The 19,629-nt window shown below is 67.4% G+C and carries 20 protein-coding genes; 7 read left to right on the top strand and 13 right to left on the bottom strand.

Annotated features, from left to right (window positions below):
- The first annotated feature begins 45 nt into the window (after positions 1-45).
- From ACFOPI_RS17130 to ACFOPI_RS17115, 4 genes are read left to right on the top strand one after another with little or no spacing between them, the layout of a single operon-like run.
- Positions 46-594, top strand: coding sequence for a winged helix DNA-binding protein (locus ACFOPI_RS17130; RefSeq protein ID WP_382176367.1), 549 nt, complete (start codon positions 46-48; stop codon positions 592-594).
- Positions 595-599: 5 nt separating this feature from the next.
- On the top strand, positions 600-1,343 hold the full coding sequence (gene pxpB, locus ACFOPI_RS17125; protein WP_382176364.1) for a 5-oxoprolinase subunit PxpB: 744 nt from the start codon (positions 600-602) through the stop codon (positions 1,341-1,343).
- Positions 1,340-2,392 carry a 5-oxoprolinase subunit C family protein gene (locus ACFOPI_RS17120; protein WP_382176362.1) on the top strand — a complete coding sequence of 351 codons (1,053 nt, stop codon included), beginning with the start codon at positions 1,340-1,342 and terminating at the stop codon, positions 2,390-2,392. The genes pxpB and ACFOPI_RS17120 overlap by 4 nt, the downstream gene beginning before the upstream one ends.
- A complete protein-coding gene (locus ACFOPI_RS17115; RefSeq protein WP_382176359.1) occupies positions 2,389-3,156 on the top strand; it encodes a LamB/YcsF family protein in 768 nt (255 codons plus the stop codon). Before ACFOPI_RS17120 ends, ACFOPI_RS17115 begins: the two co-directional genes overlap by 4 nt.
- Before the next feature lie 37 nt (positions 3,157-3,193).
- On the opposite strand, the gene ACFOPI_RS17110 is transcribed toward ACFOPI_RS17115, so the two are convergent.
- Together ACFOPI_RS17110 and ACFOPI_RS17105 are read right to left on the bottom strand one after the other, a co-directional pair.
- Complete coding sequence (locus ACFOPI_RS17110) at positions 3,194-4,195, bottom strand: XVIPCD domain-containing protein (protein WP_382176356.1); 1,002 nt, start codon at positions 4,193-4,195, stop codon at positions 3,194-3,196.
- 359 nt (positions 4,196-4,554) lie between these two features.
- The gene (locus ACFOPI_RS17105; RefSeq protein WP_382176353.1) at positions 4,555-5,277 is read right to left on the bottom strand and encodes a hypothetical protein; all 723 of its coding nucleotides are present in this window, start codon (positions 5,275-5,277) and stop codon (positions 4,555-4,557) included.
- Positions 5,278-5,476: 199 nt separating this feature from the next.
- Between ACFOPI_RS17105 and ACFOPI_RS17100 the strand changes: the two genes are divergently transcribed.
- Both ACFOPI_RS17100 and crcB read left to right on the top strand, forming a co-directional pair.
- Complete coding sequence (locus tag ACFOPI_RS17100; protein WP_382176350.1) at positions 5,477-6,475, top strand: recombination-associated protein RdgC; 999 nt, start codon at positions 5,477-5,479, stop codon at positions 6,473-6,475.
- 22 nt (positions 6,476-6,497) lie between these two features.
- Positions 6,498-6,881 (top strand): fluoride efflux transporter CrcB, encoded by a 384-nt coding sequence (gene crcB / locus ACFOPI_RS17095; RefSeq protein WP_382176348.1) that lies wholly within the window; start codon positions 6,498-6,500, stop codon positions 6,879-6,881.
- A 48-nt stretch (positions 6,882-6,929) separates the two neighbouring features.
- Here the strand turns inward: crcB and ACFOPI_RS17090 are convergent, their stop codons facing one another.
- From ACFOPI_RS17090 to ACFOPI_RS17040, 11 genes are all read right to left on the bottom strand, one after another.
- Positions 6,930-7,454, bottom strand: coding sequence for an RrF2 family transcriptional regulator (locus ACFOPI_RS17090; protein ID WP_382176345.1), 525 nt, complete (start codon positions 7,452-7,454; stop codon positions 6,930-6,932).
- Between the two features lie 144 nt (positions 7,455-7,598).
- Complete coding sequence (locus ACFOPI_RS17085; RefSeq protein ID WP_382176342.1) at positions 7,599-8,045, bottom strand: OsmC family protein; 447 nt, start codon at positions 8,043-8,045, stop codon at positions 7,599-7,601.
- Between the two features lie 64 nt (positions 8,046-8,109).
- Positions 8,110-10,929 (bottom strand): formate dehydrogenase subunit alpha, encoded by a 2,820-nt coding sequence (gene fdhF, locus ACFOPI_RS17080; protein ID WP_382176339.1) that lies wholly within the window; start codon positions 10,927-10,929, stop codon positions 8,110-8,112.
- Complete coding sequence (locus ACFOPI_RS17075; protein WP_382176337.1) at positions 10,926-12,677, bottom strand: NADH-ubiquinone oxidoreductase-F iron-sulfur binding region domain-containing protein; 1,752 nt, start codon at positions 12,675-12,677, stop codon at positions 10,926-10,928. The genes fdhF and ACFOPI_RS17075 overlap by 4 nt, the downstream gene beginning before the upstream one ends.
- Before the next feature lie 58 nt (positions 12,678-12,735).
- On the bottom strand, positions 12,736-13,692 hold the full coding sequence (locus tag ACFOPI_RS17070; RefSeq protein ID WP_382176334.1) for a LysR substrate-binding domain-containing protein: 957 nt from the start codon (positions 13,690-13,692) through the stop codon (positions 12,736-12,738).
- Between the two features lie 38 nt (positions 13,693-13,730).
- Positions 13,731-14,189 (bottom strand): hypothetical protein, encoded by a 459-nt coding sequence (locus tag ACFOPI_RS17065; RefSeq protein ID WP_382176331.1) that lies wholly within the window; start codon positions 14,187-14,189, stop codon positions 13,731-13,733.
- 158 nt (positions 14,190-14,347) lie between these two features.
- A complete protein-coding gene (locus ACFOPI_RS17060; RefSeq protein WP_382176328.1) occupies positions 14,348-14,647 on the bottom strand; it encodes a hypothetical protein in 300 nt (99 codons plus the stop codon).
- 19 nt (positions 14,648-14,666) lie between these two features.
- Positions 14,667-14,921, bottom strand: a complete 255-nt coding sequence (gene thiS, locus ACFOPI_RS17055) for a sulfur carrier protein ThiS (protein ID WP_382176325.1) — start codon at positions 14,919-14,921, stop codon at positions 14,667-14,669.
- 7 nt (positions 14,922-14,928) lie between these two features.
- The gene (locus ACFOPI_RS17050; RefSeq protein WP_382176322.1) at positions 14,929-16,284 is read right to left on the bottom strand and encodes an NAD(P)/FAD-dependent oxidoreductase; all 1,356 of its coding nucleotides are present in this window, start codon (positions 16,282-16,284) and stop codon (positions 14,929-14,931) included.
- 72 nt (positions 16,285-16,356) lie between these two features.
- Positions 16,357-18,204, bottom strand: coding sequence for an aldehyde ferredoxin oxidoreductase family protein (locus ACFOPI_RS17045; RefSeq protein WP_382176319.1), 1,848 nt, complete (start codon positions 18,202-18,204; stop codon positions 16,357-16,359).
- A 28-nt stretch (positions 18,205-18,232) separates the two neighbouring features.
- Complete coding sequence (locus ACFOPI_RS17040) at positions 18,233-18,706, bottom strand: 4Fe-4S dicluster domain-containing protein (RefSeq protein ID WP_382176316.1); 474 nt, start codon at positions 18,704-18,706, stop codon at positions 18,233-18,235.
- 442 nt (positions 18,707-19,148) lie between these two features.
- Here ACFOPI_RS17040 and ACFOPI_RS17035 point away from each other — a divergent pair, with 442 nt between their 5' ends.
- Complete coding sequence (locus tag ACFOPI_RS17035; protein ID WP_382176313.1) at positions 19,149-19,619, top strand: (2Fe-2S)-binding protein; 471 nt, start codon at positions 19,149-19,151, stop codon at positions 19,617-19,619.
- Positions 19,620-19,629 lie beyond the last annotated feature (10 nt).

The raw sequence follows: 19,629 nt of genomic DNA, 5'->3' as shown, positions 1-19,629 counted from the left end.
AATTTGTCGTCAAATACAGCGGTACGCGAATCACGAAAACTCACCATGGCCAAAGCACCCAAAGCAAGCACCACGCCAGTCGCTGCCGCACCACGATCGCACATCGTGTCGTCCGCGCACCTGGTTTCCCCTCGCAGCGCGGAAATGAGTGAGTTCGAATTCGGCCTGATCGTGGCCAGCAACGCCTTTCACCGCTGGGTGGTGCACTGCATGGCCGCCGCGGGCCTGAAGGACCTGATGCCGCTGGACGTGCTGGTGCTGCACCACGTGTCTCACCGGGCAAGGGACAAGCGCCTGTCCGACATCTGCTTCATCATGAACATCGAGGACACGCACCTGGTGAACTACTCGCTCAAGAAGCTGGTGAGCCTGGGCGTGGTGGCGTCGAGCAAATCGGGCAAGGAAGTGACCTACGCGGCCACCGAGTCGGGTGGCGCTTACGTGCAGCGCTACCGTGAGATCCGCGAGCAATGCCTGATCCAGGCGCTGCACGCCGACGACGCGCTGAACAAGGACATCGGCGAGCTGGCGCGGCTGCTGCGTGTGCTCTCGGGCATGTACGACCAGGCCGCCCGTTCGGCCGCGTCGCTGTGACCGCCATGAAACCCCGTCTGCTTCCATTGGGCGACAGCGCCTGGACGGTGGAATTCGGCCGCGCCATCGACGCTGCCATCAACGCGCGCGTCATGGGCCTGGCGGATCGGGTCGCGGCGGTGCAGCAGAACGATCCGCTGATGGCTGGGGTCACCGACGTGGTGCCGACCTTCCGCTCGCTCACGGTGCATTTCGACCCTTGGGCGGGTGACGCCGCGGCGCTGGGTCGGCAGCTGCTCTCGATGGCGCAAGAAGGTCAGCAGACCTCCGTGCAAGGGCGCCAGTGGCGACTGCCTGTGTGCTTCGATGAGGACTTCGCGCCCGATCTGGCGCGCGTGTGCGAGCTCAAGCAACTGAGCCGAGCCGAGGTAATGGACCAGCTGCTCGGCGCCCGCTTCCGCGTCTACATGCTCGGCTTTCAGCCCGGTTTTCCCTACATGGGCGGGCTGCCGCCCGCCCTGGTCACGCCGCGCCTGCCCTCGCCGCGGCAGAAGGTGCCCGCGAAGTCGGTGGCCATCGCGCTCGACATGTGCTCCGTCTACCCCTGGGAGAGCCCGGGCGGCTGGAACCTGCTGGGGCGCACGCCGGTGGTGCTGTTCGACCCGGTGCACGCCGCGCAACCCGCGATGCTGGCTGCGGGCGACGAGGTGCAGTGGACCGAAGTGGACCGCACCACACACGACCGGCTCGCGCGCGAGATCGCCAACGGCCTGCCGCGCGAGACCTTCCTGAAAGAGTCAGCGGCATGAGCGGCCAGCTGGAAGTCCTGCAGCCCGGCATCGGCAGCACCGTGCAGGACCGGGGCCGGCCCGGCCACCGCCACCACGGCCTGCCGCTCTCGGGCTGGCTGGATGCGCCGCTGGCGCAGGCGGCCAACGCACTGCTGGGCAATCACCTGAACGCTGCGGTGCTGGAGCTGCGCGGCGTCGGCACGGTGCTGCGCGTGAAAAGCGGTCCCGTGCGCGTGGCGATGGCCGGTCGCATCGGCGCCCAGCGCGTGCGCGAGAACGGTGCGCGCACCCCCCTGCCCGCCTGGCAGACCGCCACACTGCACGAGGGCGAGACGCTGCAACTGGGCAGCGCCGACAGCGGCTGCGCCTACCTGGCGGTGGCGGGCGGCATCGAGCTGCCACCGGCCTTCGGCAGCCGCGCCAGCTACTGGCGCGCCGGCCTGTCCGGTGTGCTGGGTCGCGCCTTCCAGCCGGGCGACGTGCTGCCCTGTGGCGAGTCCAGCAGCAACGACCCGCGTGAATGGCGCTGCCGCTCGCCCTGGGAGTCCGACACAGGACCGATCCGCGTGATGGCCGGCCCGCAGGACGACCACTTCACGCCCAACGCCCTGGCCAGCTTCTTCGCGCAGGACTGGCAGGCCACACCCGCGCAGGACCGCATGGGTCTGCGCCTGCAGGGCGGGCCACTCGCACACACCAGCGCCGAAGCCGCCGACATCGTCTCCGACGGCGTCACACCGGGCGTGATCCAGGTGCCAGCCAGCGGCCAGCCCATCGTGCTACTGGCCGACGGGCAGACCGTGGGCGGCTACCCGAAGATCGCCACCGTGATCACGGCCGACCTGCCGCGGCTGGCGCACCTGAGGCCAGGCACGCGTGTGCGCTTCGCGCCCGTGACCGCCGAACAGGCGCACGATGCCCTGATCGCCCAGCGCACGCGCTGGCAGCAGTGGCTCGCGGGCCGCGAGGCCTTCCTGCCGCCCGGTCACATCGACGAGGCCGCGCTATACGGATCGAACCTGGTCAGCGGCATGCTGGCCACCCACCCCGGAGAGGACACCCCATGAGCCCCATCAACCTCAACGCCGACCTCGGCGAAAGCTTCGGTGCCTGGAGCATGGGCAGCGACGCGGAACTGCTGCAGGTGATCAACAGCGCCAACATCGCCTGCGGCTTCCACGCCGGCGACCCGGTGGTGATGCGCGAGACCGTGCGCCTGGCCATGGCCAACGACGTGAGCCTGGGCGCGCACCCGGCCTTCCCCGACCTTCAGGGCTTCGGCCGGCGGATGATGCAGCTTTCGCCCAAAGAGCTCGAAGCGACCATCCTCTACCAGGTGGGCGCGTTGCAGGCCATGGCGGCCTCCGAAGGTGGGCGCGTCACCCACGTCAAGCCGCACGGCGCACTCAACAACATGGCCTGCGCCGACGAGGCGATGGCGGCCACCGTGGCGCGCGCCGTCAGGGCACTGGACCGCGATCTCATCCTGCTCGCGCCCGCGCTTTCGGCGCTGGAGCACGCGGGCGAGGCGGCCGGCCTGCGCGTGGCGCGCGAGGTGTTTGCCGACAGGACCTACCAGGCCGACGGCCAGCTGACGCCGCGCTCGCAGGCGGGCTCGGTGCTGCATGCGGCGCAGGACTGCGTGCTGCACGTGCAGCGCATGCTTGAGGCCGGCGGCATCGTCACCGCCGATGGCCAGCGCCTGCCCACGCCCATCCACAGCATCTGCGTGCACGGCGACGGGCCGGCCGCGGTGGCGGCGGCGCGGGCGATCCGCGCGGCGCTGGAAGCCGCCGGCCACCGCCTCGCGGGGTTGCCAGCACTGGTCTGAAAAGGGTCTCCGAGAACCGGGTTCGCAGTGGCGCGGCTCAGGCCCTGACCGGAACCTGTCTCTCCTGGGGTTGAACAGCCGCCAACTCGGCAGCCGGCTCCGGCGCCACGGCCAGCCGTTGCAGCGATTCATCCGCAGGCCTGTTGGCCGCCTGCCGTGCATCGACGGCACCTTCCTTCAAGCCGATGCCATCGAACTCCGCCACGCGGATCTGACCCGCATCCACCCGCAGGTGGGTGATGCGCGACAGGCCGGCCTCCCGCGCACCCAGCGCCACGGCGTGCACCGTGTTCTCCATGCCCTGGTCCCAGGCCAGTCCGTGCTGGCCGGCCAGCCGCTGCACATGACCTCGGCTGTCCTCGAGCAACTGCCGGCCGGTCTCGGGCAGGGCCGCCGGGTCCAGTGCGGCGCCTTTGCGCGGCTCACGCTGGGCAGGCTCCCCCGGTTCGAGCGGCCCGCGGATGGTGTCGATCGCGTCGCGGGCGTTGCCATCAATGCCGCGGGACACCGCCGTCAGCACACCACGCATCTGGCGCACGTCCCGGCGGTACTCGCCAATCTGCACCGACTGCTGCTGTGCCAGGTTGCGCGCCTGCGGATCGGCCAGGATGGAGCGGTCGGGCTGGCCGCCGGCGTCCACCTCCACGAAGTGGTGCATGCTGTGGCTGCCCCCCAGCGCCACCGCCGCGCCAAGGGTGCTGGGCGGCGTCATGCCCATCGCCCACATCGCCGGAGAGTAGGGCCGCAACGGATCGCTCCAGTGGGTCTGGTTGTCGTAGCCCTTGGACAGCAACGTGTTCACCTCCTCGGGCCGGGCATAGATCCGTGTCTCTCCAAAGTGCGGGCTGGCCGCACTCACCGCGTCGCCCGCCATCATGTGGTTGATGACCGAGTGGCCGCCTTCGGGAATGCGCCGGCTCAGGCTGACCGCACCGTAGGCGTTGAAGGTTTCCCCTTTGAGACCGAAGTGGTGAGCGCTGACCTGGGCCAGCGTGCCGCCCAGGGAGTGGCCGGTGGTGGTAACAGGGCCAGAAGTCAAGTTCCGCGCCTCATCCGCCACTTTCAAACGTAGAGCTTCGCGCGTCAGGGCTATTGCATCCTCCGCTTGGAGGTTGGAACGATTGAGAACCATGCCGCCGTCGGCCAACGCGCCGTCCTTGAACGCCTCCCGATCAAACTCGGTGCCTCTGTGGACAACCACCAACTCTCCGGTATCTCTGCGCTGATAGATGGTGCCCTGGTACCCGGTTCTCGGGTTGTCCACATGGGCACGTACGTGAAACGTGACACCATCCGAGACAACCTTTGGGGCCGAGTCATCGCCACGGTCGTAATTAGCCGTCTGCGCTGGCTTGTACACATGCCACGCCAGGTCTGCGTATTGCTGACTGGAGACACTCATGGTTTGGCCTTCACTTGTGCGGTGATGGAGAACAGGTTGGAGCGGAAGGGCTCCTTGTAGCCGTCAGGGTCGCGCCGCCCGGGGTTGCCCACGGAAACAGCCGAATCGCGCGTCTCCAGCTTTGGATAGTCCCCTTTCCAGTAGTACTGCCGGTACGTGGCACCGTCCACGAATTCCTTCGCGTCCAAGCTGAGACCGTACACGGTGTCCTCTTTTGCTTCACTGGCAGCAAAACCCGCCCCCGCGCCCCCCATCTCCCATCGACACACCCCCTTGCCGTAGTAGTCCTCGTCCAGCATGGCATCCAGCGCCACCGTCATCACGAAACGATTCGGACCAGCGGGTGTGACGGGCAGGCTCAGACCTTTGAACGGCGTGCCCCAGGTGCCTGCCCAGGCATTGGTGACAAAGGTGCAGTTGGGTGCCTGCGGCGCGCTGTAACCGGCGCTGCCTCGCACAGCCATCAGCGGCCCGGGGGCATCGTGGATCTCGAACGTGACCTCGAAAACCCGACGGGGCGCCGGATTGAGCTTGAAGAGGTGGGCCTGCTCCGACTGGTCGTTCTTCTGCGCGCCGGTGGGCTGGTCGGTCGCAGCGGATGCGCCCGGCGAAGGGGCTGCAGGTGCGGCAGGGGCGGTGGGTTGGCAGGCCATCAGAGCCCCCCACATGACGGTGGCGCAGGCCAGACGGGCGCCGCGGTTGAAAGGCAACTCATGCACACACACCTCCTTGATGTTTTGCTGGCAGGGTGGCTGGTGCACATCTGTTGGCCGCCCTGCCCGATCTGTTCCGCCGGCAGTATAGGCAAACGCCCGGACACACCCACTGGCTCGGTATCATCGAACGCCCTGATCCCAGGCCTCTCCTGCCGCCGGCTGGAGAGGTCGGCCGCTGACGGCCTGCAACCCAAGGAAATACGTGTTCAAGAATGTGACGATCTACCGCATCGCGCCCGGCTGGGACGCGACGCTGGAATCGATGGAGGCCGCGCTGGACGCGGCGCGTTTCGTCCCCTGCAGCGCCTCGCAGGACAAGTCGGTCGGCTGGACCGAACCCCGGGGTGAGGAGCATGGCCCGCTGGTCGAATCGGTCAACGGCCAGCGCATCCTCAAGCTGCTCATTGAGACCAAGGCCGTGCCCGGCAGCGTGGTGAAAGAAAAGGCGCAGGAAGCGGCCGACCACATCGAGGCCACCACCGGCCGCAAGCCCGGCAAGAAGGAAACCAAGGAACTGCGCGAGGACGCGCTGCAAGCCCTGCTGCCCCAGGCCTTCCCGCGCCGCGGCAGCGTCTGGGTCTGGTTCGACATGAAGAACGGTCTGCTGGTCACCGACGCCGGCAGCCAGGGCAAAAACGACGAGGTCGTGACCGCGCTGGTGCGCGTGTTTGATGGCCTTGCCCTCACCCTGCTGCAGACGGCCATGACGCCGCAGACCGCCATGACGCAGTGGCTGGCGACAACCGAGCCCGAGAACGACTGGCCCGAGGGCTTCAACGTCGAGCGCGAATGTGAACTCAAGTCGGCCGACGAAGAGAAGTCGGCTGTGAAGTTCACGCGCCACCACCTGCTGACCGACGAGGTGCGCAAGCACCTGGCCGAAGGCAAGCTGCCCACGCGGCTGGCGCTGAGCTGGGAGGGACGAATCGGCTTCACGCTCACCGAATCCATGCAGCTCAAGAAGCTGGCCTTCCTGGAAGGCGTGTTCGACGACCGGCCCAACACCGACGAAAGCGGCTTCGACACCGATGTGGCCCTGGCCACCGGCGAATTGAGCCAGCTCATTCCGGCGCTGATCGAGGCCCTGGGCGGCGAAATCGAGCCCGGCGCGGCGCTGCCCGGTGCAGAACCTGCATCGGCGCCGGCCAAACCCAAGCAGGAAGCCGTCACCGCCGTGGGCGACGGCGAAGCGCCGTTCTGATCGCGCCACCCGCACCTGAACCATGCTGCAAGTGATCGCCATCAGCCTCGGCGCCAGCGTCGGCGCCCTCTCGCGCTGGCAGCTGAGTCTGTGGCTCAACCAGGGCCACGCCGTGCTGCCCTGGGGCACGCTGGCGGCCAACTGGATCGGGGCCTGGCTGGTGGGCGTGGCGGTGGTGTTCTTCCAGAGCCAGACGCAGCTGGACCCGGCGTGGCGACTCGCGCTGGTCACCGGGTTCCTGGGCGCGCTGACCACCTTCTCCACTTTCTCGGCCGAGGTGGTGTCCATGCTGCAGCACGCGCGCTACCTGCTGGCCTTGGGTGCCGCTGCGCTGCACCTGCTGGGTTCGCTGGCGCTCACGCTGCTGGGCATGAAGATGGCAGGTGCCTGGTGGGGATCGGCTTAGTCGGCGTTCCTGGGCACGGGCACCCGAGGACTGCCGAAATGATCAGGGTCAGGCGGGTCGCCTGACTGTCTTGCGAGAAGGGGTCTTGCCCGCAGCCCGCTTGAGCGGCGCCATCTGGATCGGGATCAGGTGGGGCAGTTGCCCTGCGAGACCGGCGATTCGCGGGCTGGGGGCGAGCAGATCGGCCAGCGTGACCCCGTCCAGCGCCGCCAGAAAAGCACTCATCGCCTGGCTCAGCGCACCTTTGAGCCGGCAGTAGCCATCCAGGCGACAGGTGTTGCTCATGCCGTCGAAACACTCGACCAGGTTCAGGTCGGGCTCGGTCTCCCGGATCACCTGGCCCAGGGTAAGCTGGCGTGGATCGGCCATCAGCCGCAGGCCGCCGCCCCGACCCCGGGTCGTGGCCAGCCAGCCGCGGCCGGCGAGGATCATCACAATCTTGGTCAGGTGGCTGCGCGAGATGCCGTGCGCCTCGGCAATCTCGCTGACGGTGGGCGGCAGGGCACGGCCTTCGCAGGCTGCGCAATACATCAGCACACGCAGGCTGTAGTCGGTCCACTGGGTCAGTCGCATCGGTTCGCCATCTCTCTCGGATACAGGCCAGGGTAGCCCGCGTCAGCACTCTACCCGGATTGTCCGGGCTGCTGGCGGACGATCACTTGATCAGACGCACCTGTTGGTGGATGCCCCCGGCCAGCGGGGCCCGCCGGATCGCCGTCACCCCTTGAGCACGGCCCCCGCGCCGTCGCGCACCTGCAAATCAATGGCGATGCCCTGGCGCACGCTCATCGACACGGTGCAGAACTCTTCGAACTGCGCGAGCACGCGGTCCAGGTGCTCCAGTTCGGCGGCGGTCTTGCCCAGTTCCAGCTGCACATGGATGCGCTGGATGCGCAGGCGCTTGTTCTCGTTGCGCCCCATCTCCGGAGTGGCGGTGGCAGTCAGCGCGCCCGGGTCCTGTTTGAATTTCTGCAGTGCGAACAGCAGGCTGGCGCTCAGGCAGTTGGCCACCGCGGCCAGCAGCATGTGATCGGGCGCCGGCCCGGCGCCCTGCCCCAGCGGCGCGGGTTCGTCGGCCAGCAGGTGCGGGAGGGCTTCGCCGAAGTCGACCAGGAACTGGTAGCCGGACTGGCGGGTGATGGTGACACTGGCGTTGTCGCTCATGGCGTGTTCCGATGAAGTGGGACAAGGCGCTTCATCTTAGCCATTCTCCCAGGGGTATGAAGCATCACCCCGCCTTCTGCACCGACACCGCGCAGTACTTGAACTCCGGGATCTTGCCGAACGGGTCGAGCGCCGCGTTGGTCAGCAGGTTGGCCGCCGCCTCCGCGTAGGCAAACGGGATGAACACGCAGCCGTCGGCGGTGCCATCGTCCTGCCGCGCGCGCAGCGTCACCTCGCCGCGGCGCGAGCGCACGGTGATGCGCTCGCCCGGCTGCACACCCAGCCGCGCCAGGTCCGCCGCGGCCAGGCTCGCCGTGGCCTCGGGTTCCAGCGCATCCAGCACCGTCGCACGGCGCGTCATGCTGCCGGTGTGCCAGTGTTCGAGCTGGCGGCCGGTGATCAGCACCATGGGGTAGTCCGCATCGGGCGTTTCGTCCGCCGACACCAGCTCGGTCGGCACCAGCCGCAGCCGGCCGTCCTGGGTCGGGAAGCGGTCGATGAAGACGATGGGCTGGCCCGGGTCGTCGTCGGCCAGGCAGGGATAGGTCACGCTGCCCTCGCGCTCCAGCCGCTCCCAGCGGATGCCGCCGATGGCCGCGTGCATGGCCTGGCGCATCTCGTCATAGACGGCGGCCACGCCGTGGTATTTGCCCTCATAGTTCCATTGCAGACCCATGCGCTGCGCCATCTGCTGGATGATCCAGAGGTCGGCACGCGCGTCGCCCGGCGGGTCAATGGCCTGGCGGCCGAGCTGCACCATGCGGTCGGTGTTGCTCACGGTACCGGTCTTCTCGGGCCAAGCGCTGGCGGGCAGGATCACGTCGGCCAGCCAGGCGGTCTCGGTCATGAAGATGTCCTGCACCACCAGGTGTTCGAGTGAGGCCAGCGCGTGGCGCGTGTGGTTCAGGTTCGGGTCGCTCATGGCCGGGTTCTCGCCCATGATGTAGAGGCCGCGCAGCTTGTGCGGGTCGCTCTCGTCGGCCAGCGCCTTGTCCATCAGCTCGACCACGGTGTAGCCCGGCGAGCGGTCCAGCGGCGTGCCCCAGAAATCCTCGAACCAGGCGTGAGCCGATGCGTTGTCTACCCGCTGGTAGTTGGGGAACATCATCGGGATCAGGCCGGCGTCGCTCGCGCCCTGCACGTTGTTCTGGCCCCGCAGCGGGTGCAGCCCGCTGCCCGGCTTGCCGATCTGGCCGGTGATGGCGCACAGCGCGATCAGGCAGCGCACGTTGTCGGTGCCGTGCACGTGCTGGCTCACGCCCATGCCCCAGAGGATCATCGCAGCCTTCGCGGTGGCAAACGCGCGCGCCACCTCGCGGATCGTCTGTGCGGGAATGCCGCAGACCGGCGCCATCGCTTCGGGGCTGAAGCGCGCCACGCTCTGCGCCAGCTCCTCGTAGTGGCTCGTGCGCTGTGCGATGAAGTCCTGGTTCACCAGCCCTTCGTCGATGACGGTGTGGATCATTGCGTTGAGCAGCGCCACGTCGGTATCGGGCCGGAACGGCAGCGTGCGCCAGGCCTGCTGGCCGATGTCGGTGATGCGCGGGTCGGCCAGTACGATGCGCGTGCCGCTCTGCGCCGCGTTCTTCATCCAGGTTGCGGCCACCGGGTGGTTGACCGTGGGGTTGGAGCCGATCACAAGGATCAGCTCCGCGTGCGCCACGTCGTTCACCGGGTTGCTCACCGCACCCGAGCCCACGCCTTCGAGCAGCGCCGCCACGCTGGAGGCATGGCACAGGCGCGTGCAGTGGTCGACATTGTTGGAACCGAAGCCGGTGCGCACCAGCTTCTGGAAAAGGTAGGCCTCTTCGTTCGTGCCCTTGGCCGAGCCGAAGCCGGCCAGGCTCTTCGGGCCGTGGCGGTCACGCAGCGCCTTGAGCTTGCCGGCGGCCAGCGCCAGCGCCTCGTCCCAGCTGGCCTCGCGGAAGGTGTCGCGCCAGTCGGCGTCGCGCGGTGGGACGGCGTCGCCGTGTTTGGCCACGCCCTCGCGGCGGACCAGCGGGAACGTGAGTCGACCCGCATGGTGCACATAGTCGAAACCGAAGCGGCCCTTGACGCACAGACGCCCGTGATTAGCCGGGCCGTCGCGGCCTTCCACCGCCACGATCTTGTCGTCGCGCACCTTGTAGGTCAGCTGGCACCCGACGCCGCAGAAGGGACACACCGAGTCCACAGAGCGGTCCACCACCTGCGAGCCCACCAGGCTTTTGGGTGAGAGCGCGCCGGTCGGGCAGGCCTGCACACATTCGCCGCAGGCCACGCAACTGCTCGCGCCCATGGGGTCGCCGAGGTCGAACACGATCTCGGCATGGCCACCGCGACCGGCGAACCCGATCACGCCGTTCACCTGCTCCTCGCGGCAGGCGCGCACACAGCGCCGACATTGAATGCAGGCGTCGAGGTTCACCGCCATGGCGGGGTGCGAGACATCGGGCGCGGGCTGCTCGCGACGCAGCGCCTGCAACGCAGGACGCACCGACACGGCCTCGCGCCCTGCCCAGTCGCTCAGTTCGCCATGCGGTTGGAGACCCTGGTCATCGGCCCACTGGTGGCCCTGGTCGGGCATGTCGGACAACAGCAGCTCCAGCACCATCTGGCGCGACTTCTTCGCGCGCAGGCTGTCGGTGAGCACCTTCAGGCCCGGGGTCACGCTGCGGCAGCAGCTGGCGGCCAGGGCGCGCTCACCCGCCACCTCGACCACGCAGGCGCGGCAGTTGCCGTCGGGCCGCAGCGGGTCGCTGTGGCAGAGGTGGGGCAGCTTGATGCCATGGCGCTTCGCGGCGTCGAAGATCGATTCGCCTTCAAATGCCTCAACCTCACGGCCATCCAGCTCGAAGCTCAGCTTGGCCGGCATCAGCTGCTCGGGACTCAGCGCGCGGTTCATGCCGCACCTCCGACTTCGTGCGCAAAGTGCTTCAGCACCGAGCGGATCGGGTTGGGCGCGGCCTGACCCAGGCCGCAGATCGAGGCATCGCCCATCACGTCGCCGAGATCGCGCAGCGTGTCCTGATCCCACACCGCGGCCTCCATCAGGCGCGCCGCCTTGTCGGTGCCGACGCGGCAGGGCGTGCACTGGCCGCAGCTCTCGTCCTTGAAGAAGCGCATCACGTTGAGCGCCGCGTCGCGCGCGCGGTCGTGCTGGCTCAGCACCATCACCGCGGCCGAGCCAATGAAGCAGCCGTGCGCCTGCAGGGTGTCGAAGTCCAGCGGAATGTCGGCCATGTGGGCGGGCAGGATGCCACCGCTGGCACCGCCGGGCAGGTAGGCGTAGAGCGTGTGGCCTTCGGCCATGCCGCCGCAGTACTCGTCGATGAGTTCGCTCAGGGTGATGCCGGCCGGGGCCAGCTTCACGCCCGGTTCTCGCACCCGGCCGCTGACGCTGAAGCTGCGCAGCCCTTTGCGGCCATGGCGGCCGTGCGAGGCGAACCAGTCGGCACCGCGCTCGACGATCTCGCGCACCCAGTACAGCGTCTCGAAGTTGTGCTCCAGCGTGGGCCTGCCGAACAGGCCGACCTCGGCGATGTAGGGCGGGCGCAGCCGGGGTTCACCGCGTTTGCCCTCGATGCTCTCGATCATCGCGGACTCCTCGCCGCAGATGTAGGCGCCCGCGCCGCGCCGCAGCTCGATGGCGGGCAGCGGGCACGGCGGGTCGGCCTGCAGCGCGGCGATCTGCTCCTGCAACAGCGCGCGGCAGTCGTGGTATTCGTCGCGCAGGTAGATGTAGACCTTGTGAATGCCCACCACCGATGCCGCGATCAGCACGCCTTCAAGAAAGCGGTGCGGGTCGCGTTCGAGGTAGTGGCGGTCCTTGAAGGTGCCGGGCTCGCCCTCGTCGATGTTGACCGCCATCAGGCGCGGCGCCGCGAAGCCGCGCACGATGCGCCACTTGCGGCCGGCCGGAAAGCCGGCGCCGCCCAGGCCCCGCAGCCCGGCATGCTCCAGCGTCTGGATCAGGGTTTCGGGGTCGTACGCGCCCTGCACCACTGCAGTTGCAAGACGGTAGCCTCCACCGGCGCGGTAGGCCGCCAGATCGGTGAAACCGTGCACGCGCTCGCGCGGCAGCGACTCGCCGGCCAGCACCCGCTGCGTGAGCGCCTCGATCACTGCCTCGTCTGCGTGCGGCACCGCCGCCTGCTCCACCTGTGCCACCGGCGCCTGGGCGCAGCGACCGAGACAGGGTGCGGACTGCACGCGAACGCCCTCGCCCAGCCGTGCACGCAGGCGCTGCAGCAGTTCACCGCCGCCGGCCAGACTGCAGCTGAGCGAATCGCAGACCCGCACCGTGACCGCCGGCCCCGCCTCGTCGCCACGCAGGACCTCGAAGTGGTGGTAGAAACTCGCGACCTCGTAGACCTCGGCCACCGGCAAGTTCATCTCCCGCGCCAGCGCCACCAGCAGGGCCTCGGGCAGGCCATGGTGGGCGTCGTTGATGCGGTGCAGGTGTTCGATCAGCAGGTCGCGGCGGTGACCCGCGGCGGGCCGTTCCCCGATCAGGGCGCGCAGCGCCTGCAGGGCCTCGGGCGTAGCCTGGCGGCCCTTGAGCCGGTCGCGGGTGCGCTGTGGTGGGCGGGCGGTCTGGGCGACGCCGCCCAAGGGAATGATCGGAATGGTGCGAGAGGCGGACGATTGCATCGCCGCACTGTGTCCGCTGTGCCGTGCGCCGTCAAATTGGTTCGCGACATGGGTTCATTCAAATGTTGAATGAACCGCTGCTCGCCGCCAGCTCGGCGCGCCAGTCCGCATCGCGGGCCAGGGCCAGGGCGGCCTCCTGCACCCGCGTGAGCGCCACCTCGCGGCGCACCAGAAACCCCACCGGGGTCTGCACCTCGGGCTTCACCAGCGGCCGGAACAGCAGGCCGGGCTGATCACGCAGGCTGGACACCAGGGCACCGGGCATCACGCTGGTCAGGGAGCCGGAGCGGACCGCCAGCGCCAGCGAGAGCACGGAGTTGGTCTCCATCACCGGCTTGACCGCCACCCCGGCGCGGGCAAACGCGCCATCGACGATGCTGCGGTTGTGCATGTCGGGCGTCAGCAGGCACAGGTCAAGCCCGCCCGTGTCGGCCCAGTTCAGCGGATCGCCGATGCGGCTGGGTGGTGACGATTTGGCGCGCGCCGAGGCAGGCGCGCGTGTGACCAGGTACAGGCGCTCCTGGTACTGGGGGATGACCTGGAAGCCGCTGCTGCGGGCACTGACCCGCTCGAGGAAACCCAGGCCCAGATCAAGCGTCAAGGCCTTCAGGCCCGCTTCGATCTCGCCCGACGGGAGGGACAGCAGCACTGGCGCAATACCAGGGTGGCGCGACTGCAGCAGCGCACAGAAGCGCGTGGCCACCGGCACGGCCGAGGGCACCACGCCCAGCCGCAGGCTGCCTACCGGTTGGTCCTGCTGGCTGGCCAGGGTCTGCTGCAGGGCCTCGTGTTCGCGAAGCATGCGGCGAGCGGACGCCAACACTTGTTCGCCTTCGGGGGTCAGGCCGGAGTAGGTGCGGCCGCGCCGCACGATGGGCGTGCCCAGTTCGCGCTCCAGCGCGCGCAGCGCGTTCGACAGCGCCGGCTGGGTGATGTGACAGGCCTTGGCGGCGCGGTCAAAGTGGCGGTGGTCGTGCAGGGCCACCAAGTAGCGCATCGAGGTGAGCAGGTTCATGGTCCTGCAGCCTAGCAGGACCTGCCCACCGCGCGGGGTCAGTAGCGCACGTTGCTGCGATCGATGGCGAGGCCGGCGATCTCGCAGGAAAAAGTCTCCAGGCCATTGGCGCGGACAACGTGCCCGCGGGCCAGGGTCTCGTAGGCCTTGCGCTTCTCGGCTGGCACATGGGCCTTGAGCAGACCGGTCTTCGCTTCCGCCGTCAGCGGCTTGTCCAGCAGGCGGCTGGCCCGGCTCTCGAAGCAGGACTCTGCGTTCAGATACCGGGCAGCCAACTCGCTCTGGTACTTGCCCGTCTGCAGGCTCTGCTCGACGGTCTGCTTGTAGTGGGACACAAAGGCACTCGCGGCCTCGTTGACCTCGGGGTGCTGGAATTCGGTGACTTTCGCCTGGAACACCGGCTGGGCCGGCGTCGCCGTGGTGTTCACGGGTGCGGTGGAACAGGCGGTCAGCGCCAGGAGGGCGCCTGCAGACAGCATCGCGATCGAGAGCTTCATGTCATTCCCTTTCGAGCGTTGGACTTCGGTACCAACCCCGGTCAGCGACCCGGGCCTGTGAAGTACATCGACGCAAAAGAGAAAAAATTCACGGCAAAAACAAAGCTTTACAACACATCCCAAAGTGTTCAGGGCCCTGCTGGACGTGACACCAAAGTTCAACCGCCGCCGCGCTGAAGGCTCAGATCAAAGGGTTTCATGAAGGTCCGCCGCTGGTCCGCATCCAGCCCGCGGAACTCGAACACCACCTTCAAACGCTGCATGCGCAGCAGCGCGATGCGGCGCTCGGGCAGGGGTTCCCAGGCGATGTCCAGAGCGCCTGGGGGAATGTCCACGGTGATGCGCTGCCCCTCGCGCCGCCAGGCATGGGTCCCCAGGGCCCGCGGCATCCAGCCCAGCCACTCAGCCTCGCTGCAGCCCACATCGCGCTCGAAACGCTCGGGGTAGACCGACTGCATGGTTGCGGGTCCGACGCGCTCAGCCGCCCGCGATCGGCGGCCAGATGGCCAGCACGTCGCCCTCACGCAGCGTTGTGCTCAGGCGCTGCTCGGGTGCGACGTACTTGCCGTTGACCAGAACCAGATGCACCAGCTTCGGCGGCAGGCCGAAGGGTTCGATGATCTGGCTGATGGGCGCATCGGGCGCCACGTCCAGTTCGATCTGGTTGCTGCGCCGGGCGTCGGGCGGCAGGTGGTCGGTGAGCGTGGCAAAAAGCTTGAAGGTGATCTTCATGCCCGGATCATGCCCTGCGCCGGTCGTCGGCTGCACCGCTCCAGTGGCCTTGGCCCTGCGCCGCCGAGAGGTATGCGTCCATCAGCTTCGTGGGGTCGGCCATGAGCCGGTCCTTCCACTCGCCCAGCTTCACCTGGCCCTCGACCAGACCGCGCATGACGCCCACATGGTCGGTCCAGCCCACACTGTTGCAACCCACCATCTGGTCGCCCTTGAACTGCAGGCTCAGGTGCCGGTGATTGGCCTTGTCGGTCAGCTCCACGTGCTGGCCGCCCGGCAGCCCTTCCCAGTTGCCGAAGCTGCTGGAGATCAGGCCCAGGGTGTCGAGCACGTTGATCTGGGTCACACCCATCAGCTCGGCCGGCTGGCCCACCATGTTCAGCGCCGCGACGCGCGCCTGCTCGGCGGCGTTGGGCTGGATGGCGCTGACGATGGTCTTGCCGCTGACCTTGTCGAAGGCTTCGGCGCAGTCGCCCGCGGCGTAGATGCCGGGCACGTTGGTCTGCAGGTGCTCGTCGGTCAACACGCCGACCAGGCAGCGCACGCCGGAGTTCTCCAGGAAGCCGATGTTGGGCCGCACGCCGGTGGCGCTGATGACCAGGTCCGCTTCGAGCTGCTGACCAGTCGACAGGCGCACCGTCATCCGGCCGTCGGCGGGAGCGCTCTGGCCGATGCCGACCACCTCGGCGATCTTGCCCAGCAAGCCCTTTTCCGCGCCGGTGCCTCGTTCGATGGCTTCGACCCGGGCGCCGGTGTAGACCTTCACGCCCTTGGTCTCGCACCAGTCCTTGATCATGCCGCCGGCCGTGGGGCCCATCATGCGCGGCACCATGCGGTCGCCCATCTCGACCACCGACAGCTCCACACCGCGCTGCTGCAGCGCTTCCATGATGATGCAGCCGATGAAGCCCGCGCCCATCTGCAGCACCTTGGCGCCGGGCTTGGCGAGGTTGGCGATTGCGCGCGCGTCGGCCAAGGTCCAGCAGCTGTGAACGCCGGGGCCGTCGATGCCGGGAATCGGCGGCGTCGCCGGAGAAGACCCGGTGGCGATCAGCAGCTTTTCGAAGCTGATGGTGTTGCCGTCGCTCAGTTCGATGGTCCGCTTCGCCGAATCCAGCACTTTGGCGCGCACACCGCGCTTGACGGTGACGTTCAGCTTCTCGAAGTGCCCGGCCGTGTGGCGCAGGTGCGTGCCCTCCTCGCCCACCTTGCCGATCAGCAGGTAGGGAATCGCCATGCGCGAATACGGCGCTTCGTTCTCGTCACCGATGATCGTGATCTGGTCCTTGGGTGCGTGCTTGCGGATGGTTTCGGCTGCAATGACACCGGCCGGGCCGGCGCCGAGGATGACGTGGTGGGTCATGTTCTGTTCTCCAAACTGCAAAAAAAGAAGCGGTCACGGGGACCGCTTCTTCGTTGTCCCCGATGGCAACAATCAGAGACCCAGGCGCGCCTTGGTGTCGGCGGTCGGACGGCCTTCTGTGTCCCAGCCGCGCACCTCGTAGTACTTGGGCAGCATCTCGCCGAGCTTGCTGACCGTGCCCTTGCCCGGGCCGGTCTTGGCAGCCTCGGTCATCAGTCGCTTGGGCAGGTTGTCGTCGGCCTTGGTGAAGCCGGCCGCGTTGTTGAACTCGCGCTCCATGTTCCAGATGCGCTCGCCGATGTGGTTGAGGTGTTCCATCGTGAACTCCTCGCCGCAGGCGGCCTGCACCTGGGGCGCCACGTCGGCCAGGGTCCAGGCGAAGCTGGTGAAGATGCAGATGCCGGCGGAGTCGAAGGCGGCGGTCGCGTCCTGGAAGGCCTTGACCAGCTCGGGCTTGCCCGCGCTCTCGGAGGGCTCGGTCTTGACCGGGATGCCCAGCACTTCGGAGGCAATGGTGTAGCCGCGCAGGTGGCACGCGCCACGGTTGGAGGTGGCGTAGGCCAGGCCGATGCCCTGGATCACGCGTCCATCGTAGGCCGGGAATTCCTGGCCCTTGACACTCATGGACAGGTCGGGGTGACCGTACTTGGCGGTCAGGCGCTTGGAGCCCATGCCGATCTCTTTGCCGAAGCCTTCGCCGCGCGCGGTCATCACGGCCAGTTCGCACAGAGCCTTGGCCGAGCCGAACGGCGCCTCGATGCCGATCTGCTCCTTGGTGAGCACGCCCATTTCGTACAGCTCCATCACGGCGCCGATGGTGGCGCCGAAGCTGATCGGGTCCATGCCCTCTTCGTTGCAGATCAGGTTGGCGAACTGCAGCGCTTCCAGGTCGTTGACGCCATTGGCGGCACCCAGGGCCCAGGCGGCTTCGTATTCCAGACCACCCGAAGCGCCCCAGTATTCGGGCTTGTTCTGCACCGAGAAGTGGCCCTCATCGATCTTGGAAATGCGGCCGCAGGCGATCGTGCAGCCGAAGCAGGCCTGGTTGGTCACCAGGTGCTTCTTGCCGTCGGTGGCGCGCGGCGTGGCCATGGCTTCTGCGGAGATGTCCTTGGCGCCTTCGAACTGCACGTCGCGGTGGTTGCGCGTGGGCAGGCCGCCGATTTCGTTGATCACGTTCATCAGCACCTGGGTGCCGTAGGTGGGCAGGCCCTGACCCGTCACCGCGTTGTCGGCCAGCACCTTCTTGGCGGCTTTGGCGGCGGCCATGAAGGCCTTGGGGTCGCGCACATTGCCGACACCCTTGGTGCCACGCACGGCAATCGCCTTGAGGTTCTTGCTGCCCATGACAGTGCCCACGCCCGAGCGACCGGCCGCGCGGTGCAGGTCGTTCACCACGGCCGCGTACAGCACGCCGACTTCACCCGACTTGCCGATGCTCGAGACGCGCAGCAGCGGGTCCTGCAGGCTGGTCTTGAGCATCTCTTCGGTCTTCCAGACGCTCTGGCCCCACAGGTGACCGGCGTCGCGCAGCTCGGCCACGTCGTCGTTGATGTAGAGGTAGACCGGCTTGGCCGACTTGCCTTCGAAGATGACCATGTCCCAGCCGGCCATCTTGAGTTCGGCGCCCCAGTAGCCGCCCGAGTTGGAGCAGGCGATGGCGCCGGTCAGCGGGCCCTTGGTGACCACGGTGTAGCGGCCGCCGGTGGAGGCCATGGTGCCGGTCAGCGGGCCGGTGGCCCAGATGATCTTGTTCTCCGGCGACAGCGGGTCGACCTTGGGGTCGATTTCGCTGGTGAGGTATTTGGTGGCGAGGCCGCGCGAACCCAGGTAGGCCTTGGCCCACTCCATGTTCAGCGGTTCGGAGGTGACGGTGCCCGCGGTCAGGTTGACGCGGAGGATTTTTCCAGCCCAAGACATGTTGATGCTCCTTGTATGTGTTGGGGGATCAGGCGGCCGCCTGGTTGCCCAGCTTGTCGGCCCACTGCTTCATCTTGTCCATGCCGGTCCAGTTGGCGTCGACAAAGGTGATCGCGCCGGTCGGGCAGGCGTCGGCACAGGCAGGCTCGCCACCGCAAAGGTCGCACTTCTGGACCTTGCCGGTTTCCTGCACGTAGTTGATGGTGCCGAAGGGGCAGCTGATGGTGCAGACCTTGCAACCCACGCAGGTGGTCTCGTTCACCACCTTGGCGCCGGTCGCCTTGTCCACGGTGATCGCCTCCACCGGGCAAGCGTGCAGGCACCAGGCCTCGTCGCACTGCGTGCAGGTGTAGGGCACTTTCTTGCCGGTGTGGTGGAAGTCGAAGACCTTGATGCGCGACTTCGAGGTGGCGTAGGTGCCGTAGTTCTCGAAGGAGCAGGCCATTTCGCACTGCAGGCAGCCGGTGCACTTGTCGGCGTTGATGTGGAGTGTTTTCTGCATGTAGTTTCTCCGGTGGTGGGGCACACATGGGCTATCGGCAGGCTTATGACCATGTGTTCATACGATTGTTGACGTGAAGCACAGCCCCTTCTTCAGGGTTAACCCGGAAAGCTCCACCCCACCCTCAGAAAGTCTCAGATTGAGACGACCGCATGCTGCTGTGCACAACGAATTGATTTCAAAAGGAATAATTGAAATCACCATTCGAATTTCACCAAGCCATGCACCACGAGATAGGAACCAGAATGCATAACAAAGGAATGCATTTGATTTCACAAATTCCTTTTGAAATCAATGCATTTCGACACCTTTTCCAGACGTCTCAATTTGAGAATGTTTTGGCCCTGAATTTCCAATTGAGGGTTAACACTCAAATCACCGTGGCGACGCAATGTTTCACTGATTGAGGACCCCAAGAGGCCCCAACCATCAGGAGACACAGATGCAGGTTCAGCTCACGGTCAACGGCCAGGCACGGTCGGTCGACGTTCCGCCCCACACCCTTCTCGTCCAGGTGCTCCGGGAGCACCTCAAGCTCACCGGCACCCACGTCGGCTGCGACACCTCGCAGTGCGGCGCCTGCACCGTCATCAAGGACGGCCGCGCCATCAAGTCGTGCAGCGTGCTGGCCGCCCAGGTCAGCGGTTCGGAGATCACCACCATCGAAGGCCTGGCCGCGGCCGACGGCGCCATGCACCCGATGCAGGCCGCCTTCAAGGAGTGCCACGGCCTGCAATGCGGCTTCTGCACCACTGGCATGGTCATGAGCGCCGTGGACATCTGCAAGCACCACCCCCAGGCCGGCGAGGCCGAGGTGCGCGAGCTGCTCGAAGGGAACCTGTGCCGCTGCACGGGTTACCAGAACATCGTCAAGGCCGTGCTCAAGGGCAAGGCCGATATGGCTTCGGCCTGAGGAGACACGA

Origin of the sequence: Hydrogenophaga luteola (genome assembly GCF_042648585.1) — a bacterium.
In the GTDB taxonomy this organism is placed as follows: domain Bacteria; phylum Pseudomonadota; class Gammaproteobacteria; order Burkholderiales; family Burkholderiaceae_C; genus Hydrogenophaga; species Hydrogenophaga luteola.
Note: the sequence above shows the minus strand (reverse complement) of the source record. Positions and strands in the feature narration are given on the sequence as shown.